At 60.7% G+C, this 22,418-nt stretch carries 21 protein-coding genes; 15 read left to right on the top strand and 6 right to left on the bottom strand.

The annotated features are described in order from the left end of the window. Positions 1-16 precede the first annotated feature (16 nt). Both dprA and KGA85_RS13120 read left to right on the top strand, forming a co-directional pair. Positions 17-1,123, top strand: a complete 1,107-nt coding sequence (gene dprA, locus KGA85_RS13125; RefSeq protein WP_223455142.1) for a DNA-processing protein DprA — start codon at positions 17-19, stop codon at positions 1,121-1,123. Positions 1,124-1,177: 54 nt separating this feature from the next. Then, positions 1,178-1,735: an L-threonylcarbamoyladenylate synthase gene (locus tag KGA85_RS13120; protein WP_057397341.1), complete on the top strand. Its 558-nt coding sequence runs from the start codon at positions 1,178-1,180 to the stop codon at positions 1,733-1,735. 151 nt (positions 1,736-1,886) lie between these two features. Here the strand turns inward: KGA85_RS13120 and KGA85_RS13115 are convergent, their stop codons facing one another. Beyond that, the gene (locus KGA85_RS13115) at positions 1,887-2,864 is read right to left on the bottom strand and encodes an NADPH:quinone reductase (protein WP_223455140.1); all 978 of its coding nucleotides are present in this window, start codon (positions 2,862-2,864) and stop codon (positions 1,887-1,889) included. A 163-nt stretch (positions 2,865-3,027) separates the two neighbouring features. On the opposite strand from KGA85_RS13115, the gene hemF reads away from it, so the two are divergent. Continuing rightward, positions 3,028-3,942 carry an oxygen-dependent coproporphyrinogen oxidase gene (hemF, locus tag KGA85_RS13110; RefSeq protein WP_223455138.1) on the top strand — a complete coding sequence of 305 codons (915 nt, stop codon included), beginning with the start codon at positions 3,028-3,030 and terminating at the stop codon, positions 3,940-3,942. Between the two features lie 13 nt (positions 3,943-3,955). After that, positions 3,956-4,777 (top strand): shikimate dehydrogenase, encoded by an 822-nt coding sequence (gene aroE, locus KGA85_RS13105; protein ID WP_223455137.1) that lies wholly within the window; start codon positions 3,956-3,958, stop codon positions 4,775-4,777. A gap of 184 nt (positions 4,778-4,961) precedes the next feature. On the opposite strand, the gene KGA85_RS13100 is transcribed toward aroE, so the two are convergent. The 3 genes from KGA85_RS13100 to betC form a co-directional block, all read right to left on the bottom strand. Continuing rightward, a complete protein-coding gene (locus KGA85_RS13100) occupies positions 4,962-6,530 on the bottom strand; it encodes a SulP family inorganic anion transporter (protein ID WP_223455135.1) in 1,569 nt (522 codons plus the stop codon). A 191-nt stretch (positions 6,531-6,721) separates the two neighbouring features. Further along, positions 6,722-7,642 (bottom strand): choline ABC transporter substrate-binding protein, encoded by a 921-nt coding sequence (choX, locus tag KGA85_RS13095; protein ID WP_223455133.1) that lies wholly within the window; start codon positions 7,640-7,642, stop codon positions 6,722-6,724. Positions 7,643-7,658: 16 nt separating this feature from the next. Next, positions 7,659-9,173, bottom strand: a complete 1,515-nt coding sequence (gene betC, locus KGA85_RS13090; protein ID WP_223533989.1) for a choline-sulfatase — start codon at positions 9,171-9,173, stop codon at positions 7,659-7,661. Positions 9,174-9,287: 114 nt separating this feature from the next. On the opposite strand from betC, the gene KGA85_RS13085 reads away from it, so the two are divergent. After that, the gene (locus KGA85_RS13085) at positions 9,288-10,238 is read left to right on the top strand and encodes a choline sulfate utilization transcriptional regulator (RefSeq protein WP_223455129.1); all 951 of its coding nucleotides are present in this window, start codon (positions 9,288-9,290) and stop codon (positions 10,236-10,238) included. Here KGA85_RS13085 and KGA85_RS13080 read toward each other — a convergent pair. Continuing rightward, on the bottom strand, positions 10,235-10,897 hold the full coding sequence (locus KGA85_RS13080; protein ID WP_223455128.1) for an NAD(P)-dependent oxidoreductase: 663 nt from the start codon (positions 10,895-10,897) through the stop codon (positions 10,235-10,237). The two genes, KGA85_RS13085 and KGA85_RS13080, sit on opposite strands and share 4 nt — an antisense overlap. 86 nt (positions 10,898-10,983) lie before the next feature. On the opposite strand from KGA85_RS13080, the gene KGA85_RS13075 reads away from it, so the two are divergent. After that, positions 10,984-11,310 carry a DOPA 4,5-dioxygenase family protein gene (locus KGA85_RS13075; RefSeq protein ID WP_223455126.1) on the top strand — a complete coding sequence of 109 codons (327 nt, stop codon included), beginning with the start codon at positions 10,984-10,986 and terminating at the stop codon, positions 11,308-11,310. On the opposite strand, the gene KGA85_RS13070 is transcribed toward KGA85_RS13075, so the two are convergent. Beyond that, positions 11,311-11,712, bottom strand: a complete 402-nt coding sequence (locus KGA85_RS13070) for a GFA family protein (protein ID WP_223455124.1) — start codon at positions 11,710-11,712, stop codon at positions 11,311-11,313. A 320-nt stretch (positions 11,713-12,032) separates the two neighbouring features. Here KGA85_RS13070 and KGA85_RS13065 point away from each other — a divergent pair, with 320 nt between their 5' ends. The 9 genes from KGA85_RS13065 (at position 12,033) to KGA85_RS13025 (ending at position 22,368) form a co-directional block, all read left to right on the top strand. Beyond that, positions 12,033-13,340, top strand: coding sequence for a CitMHS family transporter (locus KGA85_RS13065; RefSeq protein ID WP_223455123.1), 1,308 nt, complete (start codon positions 12,033-12,035; stop codon positions 13,338-13,340). 85 nt (positions 13,341-13,425) lie between these two features. Further along, entirely contained in the window at positions 13,426-14,193 is a 768-nt protein-coding gene (locus KGA85_RS13060) for a TerC family protein (RefSeq protein ID WP_223455121.1), read from the top strand. Between the two features lie 292 nt (positions 14,194-14,485). Then, a complete protein-coding gene (locus KGA85_RS13055; RefSeq protein ID WP_223455119.1) occupies positions 14,486-16,144 on the top strand; it encodes a Na/Pi cotransporter family protein in 1,659 nt (552 codons plus the stop codon). Between the two features lie 56 nt (positions 16,145-16,200). Then, complete coding sequence (locus tag KGA85_RS13050; RefSeq protein WP_223455117.1) at positions 16,201-17,577, top strand: M16 family metallopeptidase; 1,377 nt, start codon at positions 16,201-16,203, stop codon at positions 17,575-17,577. A 199-nt stretch (positions 17,578-17,776) separates the two neighbouring features. Continuing rightward, positions 17,777-18,805: a DUF5924 family protein gene (locus tag KGA85_RS13045; protein ID WP_223455115.1), complete on the top strand. Its 1,029-nt coding sequence runs from the start codon at positions 17,777-17,779 to the stop codon at positions 18,803-18,805. A gap of 54 nt (positions 18,806-18,859) precedes the next feature. Then, positions 18,860-20,008: an ABC transporter permease gene (locus KGA85_RS13040; RefSeq protein WP_223455113.1), complete on the top strand. Its 1,149-nt coding sequence runs from the start codon at positions 18,860-18,862 to the stop codon at positions 20,006-20,008. Continuing rightward, the gene (locus KGA85_RS13035) at positions 20,005-20,808 is read left to right on the top strand and encodes an ABC transporter ATP-binding protein (protein ID WP_223455111.1); all 804 of its coding nucleotides are present in this window, start codon (positions 20,005-20,007) and stop codon (positions 20,806-20,808) included. Before KGA85_RS13040 ends, KGA85_RS13035 begins: the two co-directional genes overlap by 4 nt. A 1-nt stretch (position 20,809) precedes the next feature. Next, the gene (locus KGA85_RS13030; protein ID WP_223455109.1) at positions 20,810-21,748 is read left to right on the top strand and encodes an MlaD family protein; all 939 of its coding nucleotides are present in this window, start codon (positions 20,810-20,812) and stop codon (positions 21,746-21,748) included. After that, positions 21,745-22,368 carry an ABC-type transport auxiliary lipoprotein family protein gene (locus KGA85_RS13025; protein WP_223455107.1) on the top strand — a complete coding sequence of 208 codons (624 nt, stop codon included), beginning with the start codon at positions 21,745-21,747 and terminating at the stop codon, positions 22,366-22,368. The genes KGA85_RS13030 and KGA85_RS13025 overlap by 4 nt, the downstream gene beginning before the upstream one ends. Positions 22,369-22,418: the final 50 nt, after the last annotated feature.

Here is a 22,418-nt window from a genome sequence, read left to right as displayed (position 1 = left end):
CGATCAAGGATGATCCATGTCGCTGCCTACTGTTACACCGGTTTCCCCCGCGGAACTGGAAGCTCGATTACGTCTGCACCGTTTGCCGGAACTCGGTCCGGCACGGTTCAAGAAGCTGCTTGAAGCCTTTGGCTCGGCGTCCAAAGCGATCAGCGCACCGGCCAGTGCCTGGCGCGCGCTGGGTTTGCCACTGGCCTGTTCCGAGGCCAGGCGTAGCACTGAGATCCGTGATGGCGCCAGTCATGCATTGGCCTGGCTGGAGCATCCGGCCCAGCATTTACTGATGTGGGACCAACCGGACTACCCGGCCCTGTTGGCACAAATCAGCGATGCACCACCGCTGTTATTTGTCGCGGGCGATCCGGGCATTCTGGAAAAACCACAACTGGCGATGGTCGGCAGCCGTCGCGCGTCCCGGCCGGGGATGGACACCGCTGCCGCGTTTTCCCGCAGCCTGGCGGGTGCCGGTTTTGTCATTACCAGCGGCCTGGCCCTGGGCATTGACGCTGCCGCGCACCAGGCCGCGCTCGACGTCGGCGGGCAAACGGTCGGTGTGCTCGGTACGGGGCTCGAGAAGTTTTATCCACAGCGAAACAGACGCTTGGCGGACGCCATGATCGCTTCGGGTAGCGCAGTGCTTTCGGAGTTTCCGCTGGATGCAGGCCCCAGCGCTAGCAACTTCCCCCGGCGCAACCGGATCATCAGTGGTTTGTCACTCGGGGTGCTGGTGGTCGAAGCCAGTGTCGCCAGCGGTTCACTGATCACCGCGAGGCTGGCGGCGGAACAGGGGCGTGAGGTGTTTGCGATGCCCGGGTCGATCCATCACCCCGGCGCCCGCGGCTGTCATCAGTTGATTCGGGACGGTGCGGTGCTGGTGGAAACCATCGAACATATCCTTGAAGCCTTGCGCGGCTGGCAACGACTGTCGTTATCTACAGAAACCTGCACCCCTACGACGACTCACCCACTGCTGAAACTGCTGCATGCCGCGCCTCACACCAGTGAAGCGCTGGCCGACGCAAGCGGCTGGGCCTTGCCGAAAGTGCTGGCGGCGCTGACGGAACTGGAAATGGATGGCCGCGCCGTGTGCGAAAGCGGGCGCTGGTTTGCGCGGGTGAGCTAGGTTTTATAAACAAGATCGGTAAACTGCGCAGAGCCTTAGTCTGGAGTGTTTTTCATGGTCAACAGTTGGCGTGTGCAACAAGCCGCGCAAGCAATTCGCGCCGGGGCGGTGATTGCCTACCCAACCGAAGCAGTCTGGGGCCTGGGTTGCGACCCGTGGGACGAGGAAGCGGTGGAGCGTCTGCTGCTGATCAAGGGCCGGTCTGTGGATAAGGGGCTGATTCTGGTCGCCGACAACATCCGTCAGTTCGATTTCCTCTTCGAAGACTTCCCCGAGTTGTGGATGGATCGCATGGCCAGCACTTGGCCGGGTCCGAACACCTGGCTGGTGCCGCACCAGAACCTGCTGCCGGAGTGGATTACCGGCGTGCATGAAACCGTGGCGCTACGGGTCAGCGATCACCCACTGGTGCGGGACTTGTGCGCGCTGGTCGGGCCGCTGGTGTCGACGTCGGCCAACCCGCAGGGACGCCCGGCGGCACGTACGCGGATTCGCGTCGAACAGTATTTCCGTGGCCAGGTGGATCTGGTGCTGGGTGGCAATCTGGGCGGGCGCAAGAACCCGAGCGTGATTCGCGATCTGGCGACCGGCAAGGTTGTGCGCCCGGACTAAAGCTGGATGGACATGTGGCGAGGGAGCTTGCTCCCGTTCGGGTGCGCAGCACCCGCAAAATCTGCAGTCGCGTTGTAACTGAAACTACACAGTTGCCGAATGCAGGGCTGCTGCGCAGCCCAACGGGAGCAAGCTCTCTCGCCATAGAGGGTTATGGCAACAAAACAACCGAACCTGTCGTGCGCCGCGCCGACAACTCGGTCTGCGCCTTCGCCGCGTCAGCCAGTGGATAACGCTGGCTGATGTCCACGGTCAGCTTGCCGCCGATGATCATCTCGAACAACTCGTCGGCCATGCGTTGCAGATTCTCGGCGTTGTTCGCATAAGTGCCCAGTGTTGGCCGGGTCACGTACAGCGAGCCTTTCCCTGCCAGGATCCCCAGGTTCACCCCGTCGACCGCGCCGGACGCATTGCCGAAACTCACCACCAGCCCGCGCGGCGCGGCGCTGTCGAGTGAGGTCAGCCAGGTGTCCTTGCCAACGCCGTCGTACACCACCGGGACTTTTTTGCCGTCGGTCAATTCCAGCACGCGTTGCGCGACATTTTCATGGCTGTAGTCGATGGTCGCCCATGCACCGTTGGCCTTGGCCAAAGCGGCTTTCTCCGCCGAGCTGACGGTGCCGATCAGCTTCACGCCCAAGGCCCTGGCCCATTGGCAAGCCAGGGAACCGACCCCTCCGGCCGCGGCATGGAACAGGATGGTTTCGCCACCCTTGAGTTCATAAGTCTGACGCAGCAGGTACTGCACGGTCAGGCCCTTGAGCATCACGCCGGCGGCCTGTTCGAAGCTGATGGCGTCCGGCAGTTTCACCAGATTGGCTTCGGGCAAGACGTGAACATCGCTGTAGGCGCCCAGAGGGCCACTGCCATAGGCCACGCGATCGCCGATCTTGAAGCGGGTCACGTCGCTGCCCACCGCCTCGACCACGCCCGCACCTTCTGAACCGACACCCGACGGCAGGGACGGCGGCGGGTACAGGCCGCTGCGGTAATAGGTGTCGATGAAGTTCAGGCCGATGGCCTTGTTGGTCACGCGCACTTCCTTCGGACCTGGCTCGGCGGGTTGGTAATCCACATATTCGAGCACTTCGGGGCCGCCATGGGCGCGGAACTGGATACGCTTTGCCATCAGAACTCTCCATAGGTCGTTTTACCAAGCTCCCTATCGGACTCCTAAGCTTGATCTTCGTCAACTGCGACGGGGTGACTTGCGATGGTATGCTACGCGCCCATTTGCGCAGGCTGAGCTCCAATGGAGCGCCGCGTTGTTTTGCCCGATTCAAGGTGATGACATGACGACCCGCACCGAGGCCGTAAAAGCCTACCTGCTCGACCTGCAAGACCGCATTTGCTCCGCCCTGGAAGCCGAAGACGGTGGCACGCAATTCGTCGAAGACGCCTGGACCAGGCCAGCGGGCGGTGGCGGTCGCACCCGTGTGATAGAAAACGGCGCGGTGATTGAAAAGGGTGGGGTCAACTTTTCCCATGTCTTCGGCAGCGGTCTTCCACCGTCTGCCAGCGCTCATCGACCGGAACTGGCCGGCCGTGGCTTCGAAGCCCTCGGCGTGTCGCTGGTGATTCACCCGCACAACCCCCATGTGCCGACTTCCCACGCCAACGTGCGCTTTTTCATCGCGGAAAAAGAAGGTGAAGAACCGGTCTGGTGGTTTGGTGGCGGCTTTGACCTGACCCCGTATTACGGCAACGAAGAAGACTGCATCCACTGGCACCGCGTCGCCGAGCAGGCCTGTGCGCCATTCGGACCGGACGTCTACCCGCGTTTCAAGGCCTGGTGCGACAGCTACTTCCACATCAAGCATCGCCACGAGCCGCGAGGCATCGGTGGGTTGTTTTTCGACGACCTGAACGAGTGGGACTTCGACACCAGCTTCGCCTTCATGCGCGCCATCGGCGACGCGTACATCGACGCTTATCTGCCGATCGTGCAGCGCCGCAAAAACGATGCGTTCACCGCCCAACAGCGTGAGTTCCAGGAATTCCGCCGTGGCCGCTACGTTGAATTCAATCTGGTCTACGACCGCGGCACGCTGTTCGGCTTGCAATCGGGTGGGCGTACCGAGTCGATCTTGATGTCGCTGCCACCGCAAGTGCGCTGGGGTTACGACTGGAAGGCCGAGCCCGGTAGCGAAGAAGCGCGCCTGACCGAGTACTTCCTGCAAGACCGCGATTGGTTGGCCGAAGCCTGAACGAGGAATACTGATGGACCGTTATGTCGTATTCGGTAACCCGATTGGCCACAGCAAGTCGCCGCTGATCCATCGCCTGTTCGCCGAGCAGACTGCGCAAAAGCTGGACTACAACACGCTGCTGGCGCCACTCGACGACTTTTCCACCTGCGCCCGGACGTTTTTCCTCGAAGGACGCGGCGCCAATGTGACGGTGCCTTTCAAGGAAGAAGCCTATCGATTGGCGAACAGCCTGACGGCGCGGGCGCAACGGGCGGGCGCGGTCAATACCTTGAGCAAACTGGCCGATGGCAGTCTGCTGGGCGACAACACCGACGGCGCCGGGTTGGTGCGCGACCTGACGGTCAATGCCGGGTTCAGTCTCAAGGGCAAACGCATCCTGCTGCTCGGTGCCGGCGGCGCGGTGCGCGGTGCTTTGGAGCCCTTGCTGGCCGAGCAACCGGCATCGGTGATCATCGCCAACCGCACGGTGGAAAAGGCCGAATTGCTGGCGGAACTGTTCTGCGATCTGGGGCCGGTCTCGGCCAGCGGCTATGACTGGTTGCTGGAGTCGGTGGACCTGATCATCAACGCGACGTCGGCGAGCCTGACCGGCGATGTGCCGCCGATTGCGTCCAGCCTGATCGAACCGGGCAAAACGGTGTGCTACGACATGATGTACAGCAAGGAACCGACTTCGTTCTGCCGCTGGGCCAGCGAACACGGGGCTGCGGTGGCGATGGATGGCTTGGGGATGCTGGCCGAGCAAGCGGCGGAAGCGTTCTTCCTGTGGCGCGGTGTGCGACCGGATACGGTGCCGGTGCTGGCTGAATTGCGTCGGCAGTTGGCCCTGTAGATTTCTCTGGTCAGACAGATTTTCTGTGGCGAGGGAGCTTGCTCCCGCTGGGCTGCGCAGCGGCCCTAAAACCTGCCATGCCATGTATCAGGCAGAATGCGTTAACCAATTTGCGGGCGCTTCGCACCCGAGCGGGAGCAAGCTCCCTCGCCACAGGGTTGAGTGGTGCTGTCAAAGAAGGTGTTCAGTCTTCGAACCGGATCGGGCACTTCTGCGCCCCTTCCAGCTTCCTCAGTTCTTCCACCACCTGCGGCCGGGCCCGGCGCAATGTCAGGCTGCGGTCCTGGCGAAGCAGGCGCCGCGCTTCCTGATGCAGCATTTCCACCCCTGAATAGTCGATGAAGTTGATCTGCTGCGCCTCGATCACCACGCGCGCGCCGTTCATGCGTTGCAGGCGCACTTGCAGGTAATGGCTGGCGCCGAAAAAGATCGAACCGCCCACCCGCAGAATGTCTTCCTCGCCATCTCGCACATGCTGCACCCGTGGTTGCGATGTGCGCTTGAGGTAGAAAAAAAGCGAGGCCAGCACGCCGGCGTAGATCGCCGTTTGCAATTCCAGCAGTAGCGTGGCGACGCAGGTCAGCGCCATGACCACGAACTCAGCGCGGCTGACCCGCAACAACGCGCGAATGCCGCGATGGTCCACCAGTCCCCAGGCGATCAACAGAATGCTCCCGGCCATGGCCGGAATCGGGATGTGTGCGATCAGGCTCGCGCCGAAGATCGCAAACAGCGCCACCCACAATGCCGAAAAAACCCCGGCCAGTGGCGAACAGGCCCCTGCTTCATAGCTCAGGGCTGAGCGAGTGAAGGAGCCGGCCGACAGCGAGCCGGAAAAAAACGCACCGACGATGTTCGATAGGCCTTGGGCACGAACTTCCTGATTCGCGTCGAGTAATTGCTGCGAACGTGCAGAAATCGAGCGGGCAATCGACAGGCTGGTTACCAGCCCGAGCATACCGACCGCCACCGCGCTGGGCAGCAGGCGCAGGATCAGATCGAGGTCCAGCGGCAACGGACTGAAGGGCGGCAGTTTGCCGGTAAAGGCGCTGACCAGTTGCACATGCCCGAACATTGATGGCCAAAGCCAAACCAGCAATGCACCCAGCACCAAAGTGATCAACAGCGTCGGCCAGCGTGGCAACCACAGCTTGAGGATCACGCCCACCACCACCGTCGCCAGTCCCAGTACCAGCGAAGGTTTGTCCATTTCGCCGAGATGGCGCAACAACGTGATGAAACTGTCCAGAGCGGTGGCCTGGCTGGGCAAGTCCAGCCCCAGCAGGTTAGGCAATTGACCGATGGCAATCACCACGGCCGCGCCCAGGGTAAAACCCAGCACCACCGAGTGCGAGACGAAATTCACCAGTGCGCCAAAGCGCAGCAACCCCAGCAGCCACTGAAAGAGGCCGGCAAGAAACGTCAGCAACAGGATCAACATGACGTAGTCCTGTGACGCTGGAACGGCCAGAGGACTGACGCTGGCGTACAGGACAATGGAGATGGCCGCCGTAGGACCGCAGATCAAATGCCACGACGAACCCCAGAGACAAGCGATCAGCACCGGGATGATTGCGGCGTACAGGCCGTATTCCGGCGGCAGGCCGGCAATCAGTGCATAGGCAATGGATTGCGGCAACGCGAGAATCGCGCCGCTGAGGCCAACGATCAGGTCACGACCGACACTGGCGCGGGTTTGCCGGGGTAGCCAGGTGAGGAAGGGGAAGAGTGAATGGCGGCTTGGCAGGGCCATGGGGCCTCTCGGTTGGGGATTTTGCGCAAGGGTAGCAGGACAAGGCGATCATTGTGGCGAGGGAGCTTGCTCCCGCTGGACCGCGTAGCGGTCCCAAAAGGGCAATCACGATATGTCTGACTCATCGAGGTAACCGGATTGCGTCTGCTGCGCAGCCGAGCGGGAGCAAGCTCCCTCGCCACAGGTAATCATCAGAGTTTGGCTTTGACCGCTGGCAACGCATCCTGCCCATCCACGGTCTTCACCCCATCGAGCCATTTATCCAGCACCGCCGGGTTGGCCTTGATCCACGCCTTGGCCGCGTCGGCATTGCTGACTTTCTTGTTCACCACCTCGGCCATGATGCTGTTCTCCATGTCCTGGGTGAAGCTCAGGTTGGTCAGCAGTTTGCCGACGTTCGGGCAGGCCTGTGCATAACCTTTGCGGGTCAGGGTATGCACGCTGCCGGTGTCGCCGAAGTATTTCTCGCCACCCTTCAGATAGTGCATTTTCAGCTGCACGTTCATCGGGTGCGGGGTCCAGCCGAGGAAGGTCACGAATTTCTGTTTTTTCACCGCACGGGACACTTCCGCCAGCATTGCCTGCTCGCTGGACTCGACCAGTTTCCACTGACCCATGTCGAAATCGTTTTTCTTGATGATCTCTTGCAGCGAGATGTTCGCCGGCGCGCCGGAGCCGATGCCGTAGATCTTGCGGTCGAACTTGTCGGCGTATTTGTTCAGGTCGGCAAAGTTATGCACACCCGCGTCCCACACGTAGTCCGGAACGGCGAGGGTGAATTCGGTGCCGTCGAGGTTCTTCGCCAGTTGCGTGACATCGCCGTTGGCGACGAACTTGTCGTAGAATCCCTGCTGCGCCGGCATCCAATTACCCAGGAACACATCGACCTGGCCATCCTTGAGCCCGCCAAAGGTGATCGGCACCGCGAGGGTGTCGACCTTGGCCTTGTAGCCCATGCCGTCCAGCAGAAACCCGGTGATGGCATTGGTCGCGGCGATGTCGCTCCAGCCCGGGTCGGCCATTTTCACGGTCTCGCAACTCTGATCGGCAAACGCCGATGCACTGCCCAGAGCCAGGAGCCCGACCGTCAGAACTGTGGATAACCTTTGCATGGACTTCCCCTTAACATTATTGGTTTTGGCAGGGTTGTGGATAACGTGCTTTACGCTCCAGATCGTCGAGGTCGATGTGGTTGCGCATGTACTGTTGACTGGCGTCCACCAGCGGCTGGTGATCCCAGCTCTTCAGCTTGCCGAGGGTCAGCGCCTCGGCGACGAAACGCCGGCGCCGCTGGCTGGCGAGCACCTGCTGGTGAATCGCCGGAATATTCCATTTTGCCCGCGCTTCGGCGAGAAAATCGTCGAAAAGTTGGCGATATTGCGGCGAATGGCTGAGTTCTTCGAGTTCGTGAGGGTCATTGTGTACGTCGAAGAGTAGGCAAGGGTCGTCTTCGCTGTAGATGAATTTGTGGGCACCGCGGCGGATCATCATCAACGGGCTGATGGTGCCTTCGGCCATGTATTCGCCGAACACTTCGTCGTGACCGCCCTGCCCTTGCAGGTGCGGGACCAGCGAGCGGCCATCCAGCGGCAAGCCCGGTTCCAGTGCGCCGCCGGCCAGTTCGACGAAGGTCGGCAACAGGTCCGCCGTGGAAACACTGGCGCTGACCCGGCCGGCGCCGAATTGCCCCGGTGCGCTGATCAGCAGCGGCACCCGTGCGGCCATTTCGTACCAGTGCATTTTGTACCAGAGGCCACGCTCGCCGAGCATGTCGCCGTGATCGCCGGAGAACACGATGACGGTGTCATCGATCAGCCCGGTATCTTCGAGGGTTTGCAGGAGTTTGCCGACGTTGCTGTCGATATAGCTGCACGCGCCGAAATAGGCGCGTCGGGCATCGCGGATCTTGTCCACAGGCAGTGGCTTGTCCCACAGGTCGTAGACCTTGAGCAGACGTTGCGAGTGCGGATCGAGGGCAAGCGGGTCCGGGGTTGCAGGCAGCGGGATATCGGCATCGTCGTACAAATCCCAGAAAGCCTTGGGAATGGTGTACGGATCGTGTGGGTGAGTCATGGAAACGGTCAGGCAGAACGGCTGGTCGCCATCCTCGCGGATATGGTCGAACAGGTACTGCTGGGCCTTGAACACCACTTCTTCGTCGAAATCCAGCTGATTGGTGCGCACGCACGGGCCCGCTTGCAGCACCGACGACATGTTGTGATACCAGGTCGGGCGCACGTCCGGTTCATCCCAGTTCACCGCCCAGCCGTAGTCGGCCGGGTAAATGTCACTGGTCAGGCGTTCTTCGTAGCCATGCAGCTGGTCTGGCCCGCAGAAATGCATCTTGCCCGACAGGGCAGTGCGGTAGCCGAGGCGGCGCAGGTAGTGGGCGTAGGTCGGTACATCGGCGGGGAAATCGGCGGCGTTGTCGTAGGCGCCGATCTTGCTTGGTAGCTGGCCGCTGACCAGGGTGAAACGCGACGGCGCGCACAGGGGGCTGTTGCAATAAGCGGAATCGAACACCACGCCTTGTGCGGCGAGGCGGCTGAGATGAGGCAGTTTGATGGGCGATGGGCCGTAGAACGGCAACATTGGCGCGGCCATTTGATCGGCCATGATGAAAAGAATGTTCTTGCGCTTCATGTGATCGCGGCATTCCATAGTGGATGTTTATGCGAGAGTGCTGGCTTCGAGAATGAAACCCTCGCACCTTGCGGTAAAGCCCATGCGCGGCAATGACTAGGATAAGCACAGCTTATGTATGACGCCCTTGGTGACCTGTCACTGGATCTGCTTCGAGCCTTCGAAGCGGCGGCCCGTCAGCGCAGCTTCACCGCGGCGGCGGTTGAGCTGGGCACCACGCAACCGGCCATCAGCCAGCAGATCAAACGCCTGGAAGAACAACTGGCGACACGCCTGTTCGACCGTATTTATCGCGGTATAGAGTTGACCGAGGCCGGGCAGATCCTTTTTGAACAGGTTCAGCTCGGTTTGCAGAACATCGACGCAGGATTGAGTGCAATCAGCGCTCAGCAACAGCATGAAGTACTGCAGGTTGCTACGGATTTTGCTTTCGCCGCCTATTGGTTGATGCCGCGTCTGCACCGCTTTCACGCGGCCAATCCACAGGTGGATGTCAGCCTGGTCACCAGTGAACGCAGCCATAACATGCTACGTACCGATATCGATGTGGCGGTGCTGTTCGGCGATGGCCGCTTCAAGCAGGGTGAAAGCCATTGGCTGTTCAGCGAAGAAGTGTTTCCGGTGTGCAGCCCGCAGTTGTTGAGTGAGCGTGCGCTGCCCTTGCCGGCCCAGGCATTGCTGGAGTTTCCGTTGCTGCACCTGCGTGGGGAACACAGCAGTAACTGGTTCGACTGGAGTGGTGTATTCCGCGAACTGGGCATCACTTCGCCCCCAGCGCCCGGGCAGTTGCGTTTCGACAATTACACTTTGTTGATTCAGGCGGCGATTGGCGGCCAGGGCGTGGCCATTGGCTGGCGCCACCTTGTGGATAACTTGCTGGCGCAAGGGTTGTTGTGCCGACCGATCGGCGAAACGGTGATGTCGAGGCTGGGTTATTACGTGGTCCTGCCCCAGCGCAAACGGCGCGGAGCGCTGATCCAGCAGTTTGTGGATTGGTTGATGGCCGAACAGGCCAGCAGTGCGCAATCGCTCAACGGCCTGACGCTGCCGTCCATTGCGGTTTAGCTGTCGGTTGCGATGAAGTTGACGTGCTCTCGGATGTGCAGGTTCAAGTGCAATTCATCGGCAATGCCCACGGCGGTGCGGGCCAGCCGTCTGAGCGGTTCGGCTAGCCCCGGCTCGAGGTTGCCCCCGATTTGGGCAAAATGTTCGATGGTCAGTCCCGGTACACCGCGCGGTTCATTAACCAGCGTCCAGTGCAAAGGACTGCTTTGCAGTGCCTCGCGGATTTCCTCGGCGGCGTGACGCTGCAAGCTGTCCTCGGCTTCCGGATCGTCCAGCACGTCGAAATCACCCACCAGAAACAATCGGGCGATGTTTGCTGCCTGCATGCCATCGATTAGTGCATCCACTGCCAGAACCTGCTCGACCGGGCCCGGTACGATGGTTTTTTCTATGTGTTCGCTGTTGAACGGTAAGCCTGGAGCGTCCAGTAAACAGATAACCACGGAGCTGCCGGCCACGCTCTGCTTGACCCTTTGCGCGTCGAACAGGTCGCCAGTCTTGGTGCGCAGCCCCGGACGGGGTGCCAGCGCATTGAGGTCATCGAGAATTGCGATCACTTCATGCTGGCGCCGCAGCATTTCAGCCATCAGCGCACTGCCCAGGCTACTCATGGCACCATAAAGCACCACTTTAACGACGGGGGTTTCGGCATTTTTCATAGCTGGGCTTCCTGTTTTCCAGCGCCTATATGATGTTTGACCCGCAGGAACCGGCGAGGGTTCGAACAGTTTTCAGAGGGGTTCAGATGCAGCAGATCACGGGTTACCACGCCCACGTTTATTTCGAGGCCAGCACGATCGGGCAGGCGCGGGCCTTGTGTGAGCAGGCAGCGCAATTGTTTCCACTGAAAATGGGCCGCGTGCACGAGCGCCCGGTCGGTCCGCATCCGGACTGGAGCTGCCAGTTGGCGTTCGAGCCGCAGGTGCTGGGCGACGTGCTGCCGTGGCTGGCGCTGAACCGCAAGGGTCTGGTGGTGTTTCTGCACCCGGATACCGGAGACGATTTGCTTGACCACACTGAGCACGCGATCTGGATGGGCGCTATTCGGCCGTTGGACCTGTCTATTTTTTGATCAGAGTGTTTCTTCGGCCTCGCCGGGCAAGTGTTCGTCCAGGTGCAGCCATGGCAAGCGGCTATCGGTCCAGATGTGCCGCTCGGCCGGTGCTTGCTCGGGATGGTCGAGGGTGGCGATGGTCAGGTCGATGCTTTCCGGACTCAGGTGCGTCATCAGCGCCAGTTGCGCCCCACAGTGGCCGCAGAAATATCGCGCGCAGGTGGATGAAGAATCGTACCGCGACGGCGTCCCGGCCAGCCATTGAAAGGCCGATGCCGGCACGGTGATCCAGGTGGTCACGATGCCGCCGCTGACCCGTCGGCATATCGAACAATGGCAGTGGGCGATATCGTGCAGCGGCCCGCTGAATTGATAGCGCAGTTGCCCGCAATGGCAGCCGCCGGTGTGAAGTTCGCCCATGTTCAACCTCCCGCCCTGTGTTCAGGGACTTGAAACCCAATCCGACGATCGGTTGCACATCCGGTCCTTGCTTTCATTGGCGAAAGCTGGCTGAAAGCTTCCCCGATTAGGATCGCCCCCACTACCGGCAACAGACCGGTTGGCCAATGCCAGCGTTTTATCGCTCGCACAGCCCATTTAACAACAACAATGGTGATTCTGATGTCCTCTTCTACCCGCCGCTTCGCTGCAACTCCGCCCGTACGTCTCGTGCTTCCCGTTCTGCGCTGATCCCGCCCGATCCGCCCATTCCCTAGCCGCGCTACGCCTGGAGTATTCCCATGCTGACTTTCCTTGGCTTCGCCATGGTCATCACGTTCATGTTCCTGATCATGACCAAGCGCCTGTCCGCGCTGATCGCCCTGATCATCATTCCGATCATCTTTGCCCTGTTCGGCGGTTTTTCGCCGAAGATTGGCCCGATGATGCTCGAAGGTATCACCAAGCTTGCGCCAACCGGCGTGATGCTGATGTTCGCTATCTTATACTTCGCCCTGATGATCGACTCCGGCCTGTTCGACCCGGCCGTGCGCAAGATTCTCAAACTGGTCAAGGGCGACCCGTTGAAAGTTTCGGTCGGTACCGCCGTACTGGCGCTCGTCGTTTCCCTCGATGGTGACGGCGCGACCACTTATATGATCTGCGTAGCCGCCATGCTGCCGCTCTACAGCCGTATCGGCATGAGCCCGCGGATCATGGCCGGCCTGATCATCCTCGCCGGTGGCGTGATGAACATGACCCCATGGGGCGGCCCGACCGCTCGCGCTGCCAGTGCGTTGCATGTGGACCCGTCCGACATCTTCGTACCGATGATTCCTGCGATGTTGGCCGGTGTGGTGGCGATCCTGGTCATCGCCTACTTCTACGGCAAGCGTGAACGTGCTCGCCTGGGTGAACTGCACCTGGTGGGCGATGAAATCGACCACAGCGAAATCAGCGTTTCGCAGTTCCCGGATGCCCGTCGTCCGAACCTGATCTGGTTCAACGGCGCCCTGACCCTGGGCCTGATGGGCACCCTGATCGCCGGCCTGCTGCCATTGCCGGTGCTGTTCATGGTGGCGTTCAGTATCGCCATGATCGTCAACTATCCTTGCCTGCAACAGCAGAAGGATCGCGTCGCGGCTCACGCCGGTAGCGTGCTGGCGGTAGTTGGGTTGATCTTTGCGGCCGGTATCTTCACCGGTATCCTGACCGGCACCGGGATGGTCGACGCCATGTCGAAAAGCCTGTTGGCGGTGATTCCGGATTTCCTCGGCCCGTACATGGCGGTGATCACTGCGCTGGTCAGCATGCCGTTCACCTTCTTCATGTCGAACGATGCATTTTATTACGGCGTGTTACCTGTTCTTGCCGAGGCCGCTAGCCATTACGGTATAACCGCGGTGGAAATGGCACGTGCCTCGATCGTCGGTCAGCCCGTCCACCTGTTGAGCCCGCTGGTTCCATCGACCTACCTGTTGGTGGCCCTGGCCGGCATCGATTTCGGTGACCACCAGCGCTTCACTCTCAAGTGGGCAGTGCTGGTTTGTATCTGCATACTGATTGCTGCACTGCTGTTGGGGACTTTCCCGGTGTTCAGCACTCTATAAGCCCAAGACTCACCACTTCGGGTCCAGGCTTCGCTGTTTGAAGCCCGGGCCCGTTGTGGTTTAACAATCGCTCAAAGGAATACACATGGAATGGCTGACCAACCCTGAAATCTGGGTTGCCTTCTTCACCCTGACCGCCCTGGAAATCGTCCTGGGCATCGATAACATCATCATGATTTCGATCCTGGTCAGCCGCATGCCCAAACACATGCAGGCGCGCACCCGGATTTTCGGTCTGGCGCTGGCCATGGTCACGCGAATCCTGCTTCTGCTGTCGATCACCTGGGTCATGCGCCTGACCGCCGACCTGTTCGTAGTATTCGGCCAGGGTATTTCCGGACGCGACCTGATCCTGTTCTTCGGTGGTCTGTTCCTGCTGTGGAAAAGCTCGCAAGAGATGTACCACGCGCTGGAAGGTGAAGATGAAAGCAACGACGAACCTTCGGGCAAGGGCGGCAACTTCCTCTACACCATCGTCCAGATCGCGATCATCGACATCGTGTTCTCCCTGGACTCGGTAATCACCGCAGTCGGCATGGTGTCCCACGTACCGGTCATGATCGCGGCAATCATCGTGGCCGTGCTGGTGATGATGTGGGCATCTGGCACAATCAGTGAGTTCATCGACAAGCACCCATCGCTGAAGATGCTGGCGCTGTCGTTCCTGTTGATCGTCGGTACGGTGCTGATTGCCGAATCCTTCGACGTGCACGTGCCGAAGGGCTACGTCTACTTCGCCATGGCGTTCTCTCTGGCAGTGGAAGCGATCAACATCAGGATGCGCACTGCCATCGCGAAAAAGAAGAAACAGCAGGATCCGGTAAAGCTGCGCAAGGACATTCCGGGCCAGTAACCCGAAAGCGCTAAATACGCAAAACCTGTGGGAGCGAGCCTGCTCGCGATGGCGGTCTGTCAGTCAACATCAAAGTTGAATCTGATGGCCTCATCGCGAGCAGGCTCGCTCCCACTTTGTTTTGGCTGGTTACATGAATCTGTTTTCATGACGGTTTTGTTTCAATCCCTTCTTTGGCTATGCGATGCTGGCGCGAAGACCGTTAGCCAACTACAGCTTAAGTACAGAACGTAGAACGTCACGCGGTACCGTCAACTTGCTCCTTTGGGGCGCTACACCACAGGGGGTCATTATGCTCACCCTGCTCAATTTACTTTCTGCCGTGGCCCTGCTGATCTGGGGCACGCACATCGTCCGAACCGGCATCCTGCGGGTCTACGGCACCAATCTGCGCCATGTCATTGGCCACAACATGTCCAAACGCTGGCTGGCTTTCGCCTCCGGGATCGCCGTGACAGCGATGGTCCAGAGCAGCAACGCCACCGCCATGCTGGTCACCTCCTTTGTCGGCCAGGGCTTGATGACGCTGACCCCGGCGCTGGCCACAATGCTTGGCGCGGACGTCGGTACGGCGCTGATGGCGCGGGTGCTGACGTTCGATCTGTCGTGGCTGTCGCCGTTGCTGATTTTTGTCGGGGTGATTTTCTTTCTGTCGCGCAAGCAGACCCGACTCGGGCAGATGGGTCGTGTCGCCATTGGCTTGGGGCTGATCATTCTGGCGCTGCAACTGATTGTCGAAGCGGCGCATCCGATTACCCACGCCAAAGGGGTGAAGGTGATTTTCGCCTCGCTCACCGGCGACATCCTGCTCGACGCCCTGGTCGGCGCGCTGTTCGCGATGATTTCCTATTCCAGCCTGGCTGCTGTGCTGCTGACCGCGACCCTGGCGGGTGCCAACGTGATCAGTCTGCCGGTGGCCATCGGGCTGGTGATCGGCGCCAATATCGGCAGCGGCGTACTCGCCTTCCTCAGCACCAGCATGCAGAACGCCGCCGGGCGCCAAGTAGCGCTTGGCAGCCTGCTGTACAAAATGATTGGTCTTTTATTGATCATTCCGGTGCTCGATCCGCTGGTGCACTGGCTCGATGGCCTGGATTTCAGCCCTCAGGAAATGGTCATTGGCTTTCACCTGCTCTACAACACCGTGCGCTGCCTGATCCTGCTGCCCAGCCTCGAACCGATGGCCAGGTTTTGTGCCTGGGTGCTGCCGGAGCGCCAGCAGGCCAACGGTACGGCCAAGCCCCGGCATCTTGACCCCACGGCATTGGTCACGCCCGGTTTGGCACTGGCCAACGCGGCCCGGGAAACCCTGCGCATGGGCGACCTGATCGACAACATGCTCGAAGCCATGCTCGACGTGTTGCGCGGCAAACAAACCGCCGTCACCCAGGAAATCCGCCGCCTGACCGACGATGTGGAAGCGCTCTACAGCGCGATCAAGTTGTATCTGGCGCAAATGCCCCGGGAAGATCTCAGCGATCAGGACAGCCGGCGCTGGGCGGAAATCATCGAACTGGCGATCAACCTGAAACTCGCCAGCGACTTGATCGAACGCATGCTGCGCAAGATTCAGCAGCAGAAAACCGCGCAGCGTCGGTCGTTTTCCGAAGTCGGGCTGGACGAATTGACCGGGCTGCATGCTCAGTTGATTTCCAACCTGCGACTCGGGATGTCGGTGTTTCTCAGTGGCGACCCGGAAAGTGCCCGCCAGCTGGTGCGTGAAAAACGTCGTTTCCGTGCACAGGAACGGCGTCTGGCCCATGCTCATGTCAGCCGCTTGCAACGTAAAATCGTGCAAAGTATCGAAACCAGTTCGTTGCACCTGGAGCTGATCGCGGACATGAAGCGTCTGAACTCGCTGTTTTGCAGCAGTGCCTACGTGGTGCTGGAAACATCGGAAACCGGCGCGCTGGTGGTCGACGATTTGAGCGACATCACACATTCACCCTGAACGTCCACAGTTGCCTGAAGTCTGTTGAACTTACGCTTGCCGTACGGAAGCTCGTTATGCGTTGTCTGTTGTTCGCCTGCCTGTTGCTTGGTTCATTCCCGTCATTCGCCCTGGATCGCTTCCAGGTCGAGGGCTACACCCTGCGCAACGGTCTGCAGTTGTTGCTCAAGCCCGGCACCGACCGCGGGCATGTGGCGATCCGACTGGTGGTCGGCGTTGGCCTGGACGATTTCAAATGCGAAGAAAAGGAGTTGCCGCATCTGCTGGAGCACCTGCTGTTCAGTGGCATCGACGCCAGCGGCGAAGGTGGCCTGGAAGAGCGCATGCAAGCTCTGGGCGGTGAGTGGAACGCGTTCACCAGCAATGCCGATACGACTTTCGTCATCGAAGCCCCGGCGAAAAACCAGCGCAAGGTGCTCGACCTGCTGCTGGCACTGCTGACCCAGACCCGTTTCGACGACAACGCCATCAACGCGGCCAAGCAAGTGGTCGAGCGTGAAGACGGCGGCCACTACTCGCACCTGCAACGCTGGCTCGATCGTCAGGACCTCGGCCACACGGCCAGCAACCAGCTGGCCGTGGAGCTGGGCCTCAAGTGCCCGGAGCGTGCGCAAGTCGATGACCTGACCCGTGAGCAACTGGAGCAGGTGCGCAAGGACTGGTATGCGCCGAACAACATGACTCTGATCGTGGTCGGCGACCTCGACAAGTTGCTGCCGGCCTATCTGGAGCGGGCGTATGGCGCGCTGGAAGCGATCCCCCCTGGAGAGCATCCGCCGCTGCCGCAAATCCAGGCCAGCGCCGCCCATGAGCGCACCCTGACCCACGGTCTGGTCGGCAACGGCGCCAAGTTGCACTGGCTGGTGCCGGAGCCGGTGCTGGACGACGGGCACGACCAAACCTTCGATTTGCTCAAGGACTACCTGGATTGGGCGCTCTATCGCCAGCTGCGCCTTGCTCACGGTTTGTCCTACGGCCCGTGGGCGGAACGCGAAGTGTTCGGCGGCGTGGGTTTCATGAGCCTCAACGCCGACCTTGAACGCGACGACGTGGCCGATGCCGAACAAGTACTCGAGGACCTGAAGGCCGGACTGCTCAAGGACGGCCTCAATGCCGACACCTTCAACCGCCTCAAGCAGGCCGCGATTGCCCGCCAGGCCTGGGCCGTGCAAGGCAACAGCGCATTGGCCGACTACTACTGGAGCGCCATTGGCGACTACGAGGATGGCCGCTTTGCCAACCCGGCCCGGGAGCTGCGAGAAGTGACGCTGGAAGAAGCGAACAAGGTCGTGCGTGAATTGCTCCTGCAACCGGGGTATTTGCGGATCGAGAAGCCGTTGTTCAGTTATGACCAGTTGATGTGGCTGGTGGTTGGGGGGGCGGGTTTGATCGTGTTGATGTTGGTGGGCTGGCGTTTGCATCGCAGGAAGTAACCACTCTGTTTGGCAAGCAAACTCCTTGCTCGCGATAGCGGATTGTCAGTCGACAAAAATGTTGGATGTGCTGGCCTCATCGCGAGCAGACTCGCTCCCACAGGTTGCGTGGTGTAACTGACCGCGAACCCTCGCCACAAGGCCGCACCAACGGTACCCTGTCGAGGTTTTTTTCCTACGACGACTGTGAAACCGCCGAATGCAAAACCTGACCCTTTTCGTACAGCGCATCCTCGAATTGATGAAGCGCTACCCTGGGGTCATTGCGCTCTGTGGGTTTATCTCCGGGGTTGGCAGTTTCATTCTGGTCGATCGCCAGCAAGGCCTGGCGAGCTGGATCACCACCATCATGCTGATCAGCTGGATCTGGCTGATGCTGGAAAACAGCCTGACCAAGCTGTTCACGCGCATTTTCAAGCGCGAAATTCCGGAACCGTTGCTTCGTTACGCAACGCAGATGATCCATCAGGAAAGCCTGTTCTTTGTCCTGCCGTTCTTCTTCATCACCACGACGTGGAACAGCGGCCAGTTGGTTTTCACCGGGCTGCTGGGTGTCGCGGCGCTGATTTCGATCATCGACCCGCTCTACTACAAATGGCTGGCGCCGCGGCGCTGGGCGTTTCTGGCCCTGCACACCCTGACCCTGTTCGCCGCCCTGCTCACCGCATTGCCGGTGATCATGCACCTGACCACCGCGCAAAGTTTCAAATGGGCACTGGGCATCTCGGTGCTGTTGTCGTTCCCGAGCCTGGCGTCGATCTTCCCGATTCGTACCCTGCGCAGTGCGCTGGCGATTTTGAGCATCACCCTGGGTATCGGTGTCGTTGGTTGGGAACTGCGTTCTTGGGTGCCACCGGCGACGCTATGGATGACTGATGTGGCCATCAGCACGCAGATGCAGGACCGCACGCCTGGCGCCAGCCTCGACGAAGTCAGCGCCGAGCAGATTCGCAATGGCGGGCTCTACGCGTACACCGCGATCAACGCCCCACGTGGCCTGGACGAACGGATTTATCACGTCTGGCAGTTCAACGGTAAAGAGGTCGACCGCATCCCCCTGGATATTCGTGGCGGGCGCAAGGAGGGTTACCGAGCCTGGACCCACAAGCAGAACTTCCCGGGCAACCCGGCCGGCAAATGGCAGGTTCGGGTCCTGACCGAAGATGGCCAGGTCATCGGCGTGCTGCGGTTCAAAGTCACGGACAGCACAGCGATCAAAGAAAAGTAATCCGGTTCGTGCTATTACGTAGAGTTGCGTAATCACTGAACAAGCACGGAGCTTATGATCAGCAGCACGATGGCCGGCAACGCCCGATTGGACACGTCGATTACCCCTGCGCGGTTGCGGGTGACGGGCGACTGGACGCTTGCCCATTACGCTGACCTCAAGCTGTTGAGCGAAAAACTCCACGGTCAGTACGACGCCAACACCCCCATCGACCTCAATGGACTGGGCGCCCTCGACACCGCCGGCGCCTCGCTATTGGTCGAGTTGCTCGGCTCCGAGCGCCTCGGTCGCTCCGCCGAACATCCTGATTGCACGCTCTGCGCCGCCGATCGCGCGTTGCTGCAAACGGTCTACTGCTCGTTGACCGATTTCTGCGTACCGATCAAGGAACCGGAAGTCAGCGTTTCCATTCAGTTGCTGACCCGCATTGGCCGCGCGGTGGACACCGTCTGGCAGGACACCCTGCAATTGCTGGGTTTCGTCGGGCTGATCATCGAAACCATTGTCCGCGGCCTGTTCCGTCCCAAGCGCTGGCGCGTCACGCCGATGATCGCCCACATCGAACAGACTGGTCTCGACGCCGCCCCCATCGTTGCGTTGCTGACTTTTTTGGTGGGTGCCGTGGTGGCGTTTCTCGGGTCGACGGTGTTGGCCACTTTCGGTGCCACCGTCTTCACCGTGGACCTGGTGGGGTTTGCCTTTTTGCGCGAATTCGGTGTGTTGCTGACCGCGATCCTGATGGCCGGGCGCACTGCCAGTGCGTTCACGGCGCAAATCGGTTCGATGAAGGCCAACGAGGAAATCGACGCCATCCGCACCTTGGGCCTCGATCCCGTGGAGTTGCTGGTGGTGCCGCGGGTCCTGGCGTTGCTGATCGCCCTGCCAATGCTGACCTTCCTGGCGATGCTGTCGGGGATTATCGGCGGTGCCGTGGTCTGCGCGGTGGCGCTGGATATCTCGCCGGCGATGTTCCTGTCGCTGCTGCAAACGGACATCGGCGTTCAGCACTTTCTGGTGGGGATCGTCAAAGCGCCGGTGTTCGCCTTCCTCATCGCCGCCATCGGTTGCCTCGAAGGCTTCAAGGTCAGTGGTAGCGCTGAGTCTGTGGGCGCGCACACCACGTCGAGTGTGGTGCAGTCGATTTTCGTGGTGATCGTGATGGATGCGATCGCCGCGATGTTTTTCATGGAGATGGGTTGGTGAGTCGTGTCCCCCGAGCGCCCTCCGAGGCGGTGATTGAAGTCCGTGGGCTGTGCAACCGCTTTGGCCGCCAGAGCGTGCACGAGAACCTCGACCTGGACTTGTACAAAGGCGAGATCCTCGCCGTGGTCGGCGGCTCCGGCAGCGGCAAGTCGGTGCTGCTGCGCAGCATTGTCGGATTGCGCCAGCCCAGCGAAGGCGTGGTGAAAGTCTTCGGGAAAAACCTGCCGACCTTGTCCGAACACGAGCGTTCGCTGGTGGAGCGGCGATTCGGCGTGCTGTTCCAGAAAGGCGCGCTGTTCTCTTCGCTGACCGTGACCGAGAACGTCGCCCTGCCGCTGATCGAACACGCCGGCTTGAGCCGCAACGATGCCGAGCACCTGGCGGCGGTGAAAATGGCCTTGGCCGGGTTGCCGCTGTCGGCGGCGGAGAAATACCCCTCGTCGCTGTCCGGCGGCATGATCAAGCGTGCCGCGCTGGCCCGGGCATTGGCACTGGACCCGGACATCCTGTTTCTCGACGAGCCCACCGCTGGTCTCGACCCGATCGGTGCCGCCGCGTTCGACCAATTGATCCTGACCCTGCGCGATGCCCTGGGCCTGAGTGTCTTTCTGGTGACCCACGACCTCGATACGCTCTACACCATCACTGACCGGGTGGCGGTGCTGGCGCAGAAAAAAGTGCTGGTGGCGGACGCCATCGACAAGGTCTCGGAAACCAACGATGCGTGGATTCACGAGTACTTCCATGGCCCTCGTGGCCGCGCGGCATTGACGGCCGCCCAACAGCTCAACGAGGTCTGACATGGAAACCCGAGCCCATCATGTATTGATCGGCCTGTTCACCGTGATTGTGGTGACGGCCGCGCTGTTGTTCGGCCTGTGGCTGGCCAAGTCCAGTGTCGATACCGAGTTCAAGGACTACGAAGTCGTGTTCAACGAGGCGGTCAGCGGTTTGTCCAAGGGCAGTTCGGTGCAGTACAGCGGGATCAAGGTCGGCGACGTGATCTCGCTGCGCCTGGACCCGAAAGACCCGCGCCGGGTGCTGGCGCGAATTCGCCTGGCCGGCGATACCCCGGTCAAGGAAGACACCAATGCCAAGTTGGCCCTGACCGGGGTCACCGGGACTTCGATCATCCAGCTCAGCGGTGGCACGCCACAGAGCCCGACGCTCAAGGGCAAGGACGGCAACCTGCCGACCATTATCGCCTTGCCCTCGCCCATCGCCCGCCTGCTCAATGACAGCGAGGACCTGATGGCCGGGGTGACCACGCTGATGCATAACGCCAACCTGATGTTCTCCACGGAAAACATCGAGCGCATCAGCAACACCCTGGAGCACCTGGAGCAAACCACCGGGACCATTGCCGAGCAGCGCGGCGATATTCGCCAGGCCATGCAACAACTGGCGTCGGTGGGCAAGCAGGCCAACACCATGCTGGAGCAGACCACGGCGCTGATGCGCAATGCCAACGGGCTGCTCAATGATCATGGCAAGGAGGCGCTGGGCAGCGCCGAGCAGGCGATGAAGTCGCTGCAGGAGAGCAGCGCCACCCTCAACAAACTGATCACCGCCAATCAGGATTCGCTCAACAGCGGCATGCAAGGCCTCAATGGCCTGGGCCCGGCCGTGCGCGAGATGCGCGAAACCCTGAGTTCGTTGCGCACCATTACCACACGCCTGGAAGCCAACCCCAGCGGTTACCTGCTGGGCAGTGAAAAGACCAAGGAATTCACGCCATGAAGCTGATTCGGATTGCTCTCCTCGCTGGCTTCACGCTGATCAGTTCGTGCTCGATCCTGCCCAAGCCCGAGCCCTTCGAGGTCTATCGATTGCCTTCGGCCCAGAGTGCATCGGCCAGCCATGACACACCGCAGCGCTGGTCGCTGCGCCTGAGCAAACTCCAGTCCAGCGAAGCGTTGAACAGTCCGAACATTGCCGTGATTCCCCAGGGCGATGTGATCAGCCACTACAAGGGTTCACGCTGGAGCGACCCGGCGCCGGTGCTGGTGCGCAATCGCCTGCTGGAAGGTTTCCAGCATGACGGGCGTGTGCCGTTGTTGAGCACCGATGACAGCATTTTTCAGACCGATCTTGAATTGGGCGGCAGCCTGCAGGCGTTCCAGACTGAATACCAGGGCACGAATGCCAGCGCGGTCGTGCGTCTGGATGCATTGCTGGTGCGCAGTTACGACCAGCGCATCCTCGCCAGCCGCCGCTTCGAAGTGCGCCAGCCACTCAGCGATGTGCAGGTTCCGGCGGTGGTGGTCGGGTTCGGTCAGGCGAGCGATCAGTTGACCGCTCAGGTGGTGAGCTGGGCGGTTGAGCAAGGGCAGAGGCTGGCGCCGCCGCCAAGGCCTTGAAGACTTACGCAGTCTCCTTGTAGGAGCGAGCCTGCTCGCGATAGCGGTAT

This window comes from Pseudomonas sp. GL-B-12 (genome assembly GCF_019955895.1).
In the GTDB taxonomy this organism is placed as follows: Bacteria; Pseudomonadota; Gammaproteobacteria; order Pseudomonadales; family Pseudomonadaceae; genus Aquipseudomonas.
Note: the sequence above shows the minus strand (reverse complement) of the source record. Positions and strands in the feature narration are given on the sequence as shown.

Excerpts from the sequence above, each read along its gene's own strand:
- dprA (WP_223455142.1), top strand. The coding sequence starts at position 17 with ATGTCGCTGCCTACTGTTACACCGGTTTCCCCCGCGGAACTGGAAGCT.
- KGA85_RS13120 (WP_057397341.1), top strand. The coding sequence starts at position 1,178 with ATGGTCAACAGTTGGCGTGTGCAACAAGCCGCGCAAGCAATTCGCGCC.
- KGA85_RS13115 (WP_223455140.1), bottom strand. The coding sequence starts at position 2,864 with ATGGCAAAGCGTATCCAGTTCCGCGCCCATGGCGGCCCCGAAGTGCTC.
- hemF (WP_223455138.1), top strand. The coding sequence starts at position 3,028 with ATGACGACCCGCACCGAGGCCGTAAAAGCCTACCTGCTCGACCTGCAA.
- aroE (WP_223455137.1), top strand. The coding sequence starts at position 3,956 with ATGGACCGTTATGTCGTATTCGGTAACCCGATTGGCCACAGCAAGTCG.
- KGA85_RS13100 (WP_223455135.1), bottom strand. The coding sequence starts at position 6,530 with ATGGCCCTGCCAAGCCGCCATTCACTCTTCCCCTTCCTCACCTGGCTA.
- choX (WP_223455133.1), bottom strand. The coding sequence starts at position 7,642 with ATGCAAAGGTTATCCACAGTTCTGACGGTCGGGCTCCTGGCTCTGGGC.
- betC (WP_223533989.1), bottom strand. The coding sequence starts at position 9,173 with ATGAAGCGCAAGAACATTCTTTTCATCATGGCCGATCAAATGGCCGCG.
- KGA85_RS13085 (WP_223455129.1), top strand. The coding sequence starts at position 9,288 with ATGTATGACGCCCTTGGTGACCTGTCACTGGATCTGCTTCGAGCCTTC.
- KGA85_RS13080 (WP_223455128.1), bottom strand. The coding sequence starts at position 10,897 with ATGAAAAATGCCGAAACCCCCGTCGTTAAAGTGGTGCTTTATGGTGCC.
- KGA85_RS13075 (WP_223455126.1), top strand. The coding sequence starts at position 10,984 with ATGCAGCAGATCACGGGTTACCACGCCCACGTTTATTTCGAGGCCAGC.
- KGA85_RS13070 (WP_223455124.1), bottom strand. The coding sequence starts at position 11,712 with ATGGGCGAACTTCACACCGGCGGCTGCCATTGCGGGCAACTGCGCTAT.
- KGA85_RS13065 (WP_223455123.1), top strand. The coding sequence starts at position 12,033 with ATGCTGACTTTCCTTGGCTTCGCCATGGTCATCACGTTCATGTTCCTG.
- KGA85_RS13060 (WP_223455121.1), top strand. The coding sequence starts at position 13,426 with ATGGAATGGCTGACCAACCCTGAAATCTGGGTTGCCTTCTTCACCCTG.
- KGA85_RS13055 (WP_223455119.1), top strand. The coding sequence starts at position 14,486 with ATGCTCACCCTGCTCAATTTACTTTCTGCCGTGGCCCTGCTGATCTGG.
- KGA85_RS13050 (WP_223455117.1), top strand. The coding sequence starts at position 16,201 with ATGCGTTGTCTGTTGTTCGCCTGCCTGTTGCTTGGTTCATTCCCGTCA.
- KGA85_RS13045 (WP_223455115.1), top strand. The coding sequence starts at position 17,777 with ATGCAAAACCTGACCCTTTTCGTACAGCGCATCCTCGAATTGATGAAG.
- KGA85_RS13040 (WP_223455113.1), top strand. The coding sequence starts at position 18,860 with ATGATCAGCAGCACGATGGCCGGCAACGCCCGATTGGACACGTCGATT.
- KGA85_RS13030 (WP_223455109.1), top strand. The coding sequence starts at position 20,810 with ATGGAAACCCGAGCCCATCATGTATTGATCGGCCTGTTCACCGTGATT.
- KGA85_RS13025 (WP_223455107.1), top strand. The coding sequence starts at position 21,745 with ATGAAGCTGATTCGGATTGCTCTCCTCGCTGGCTTCACGCTGATCAGT.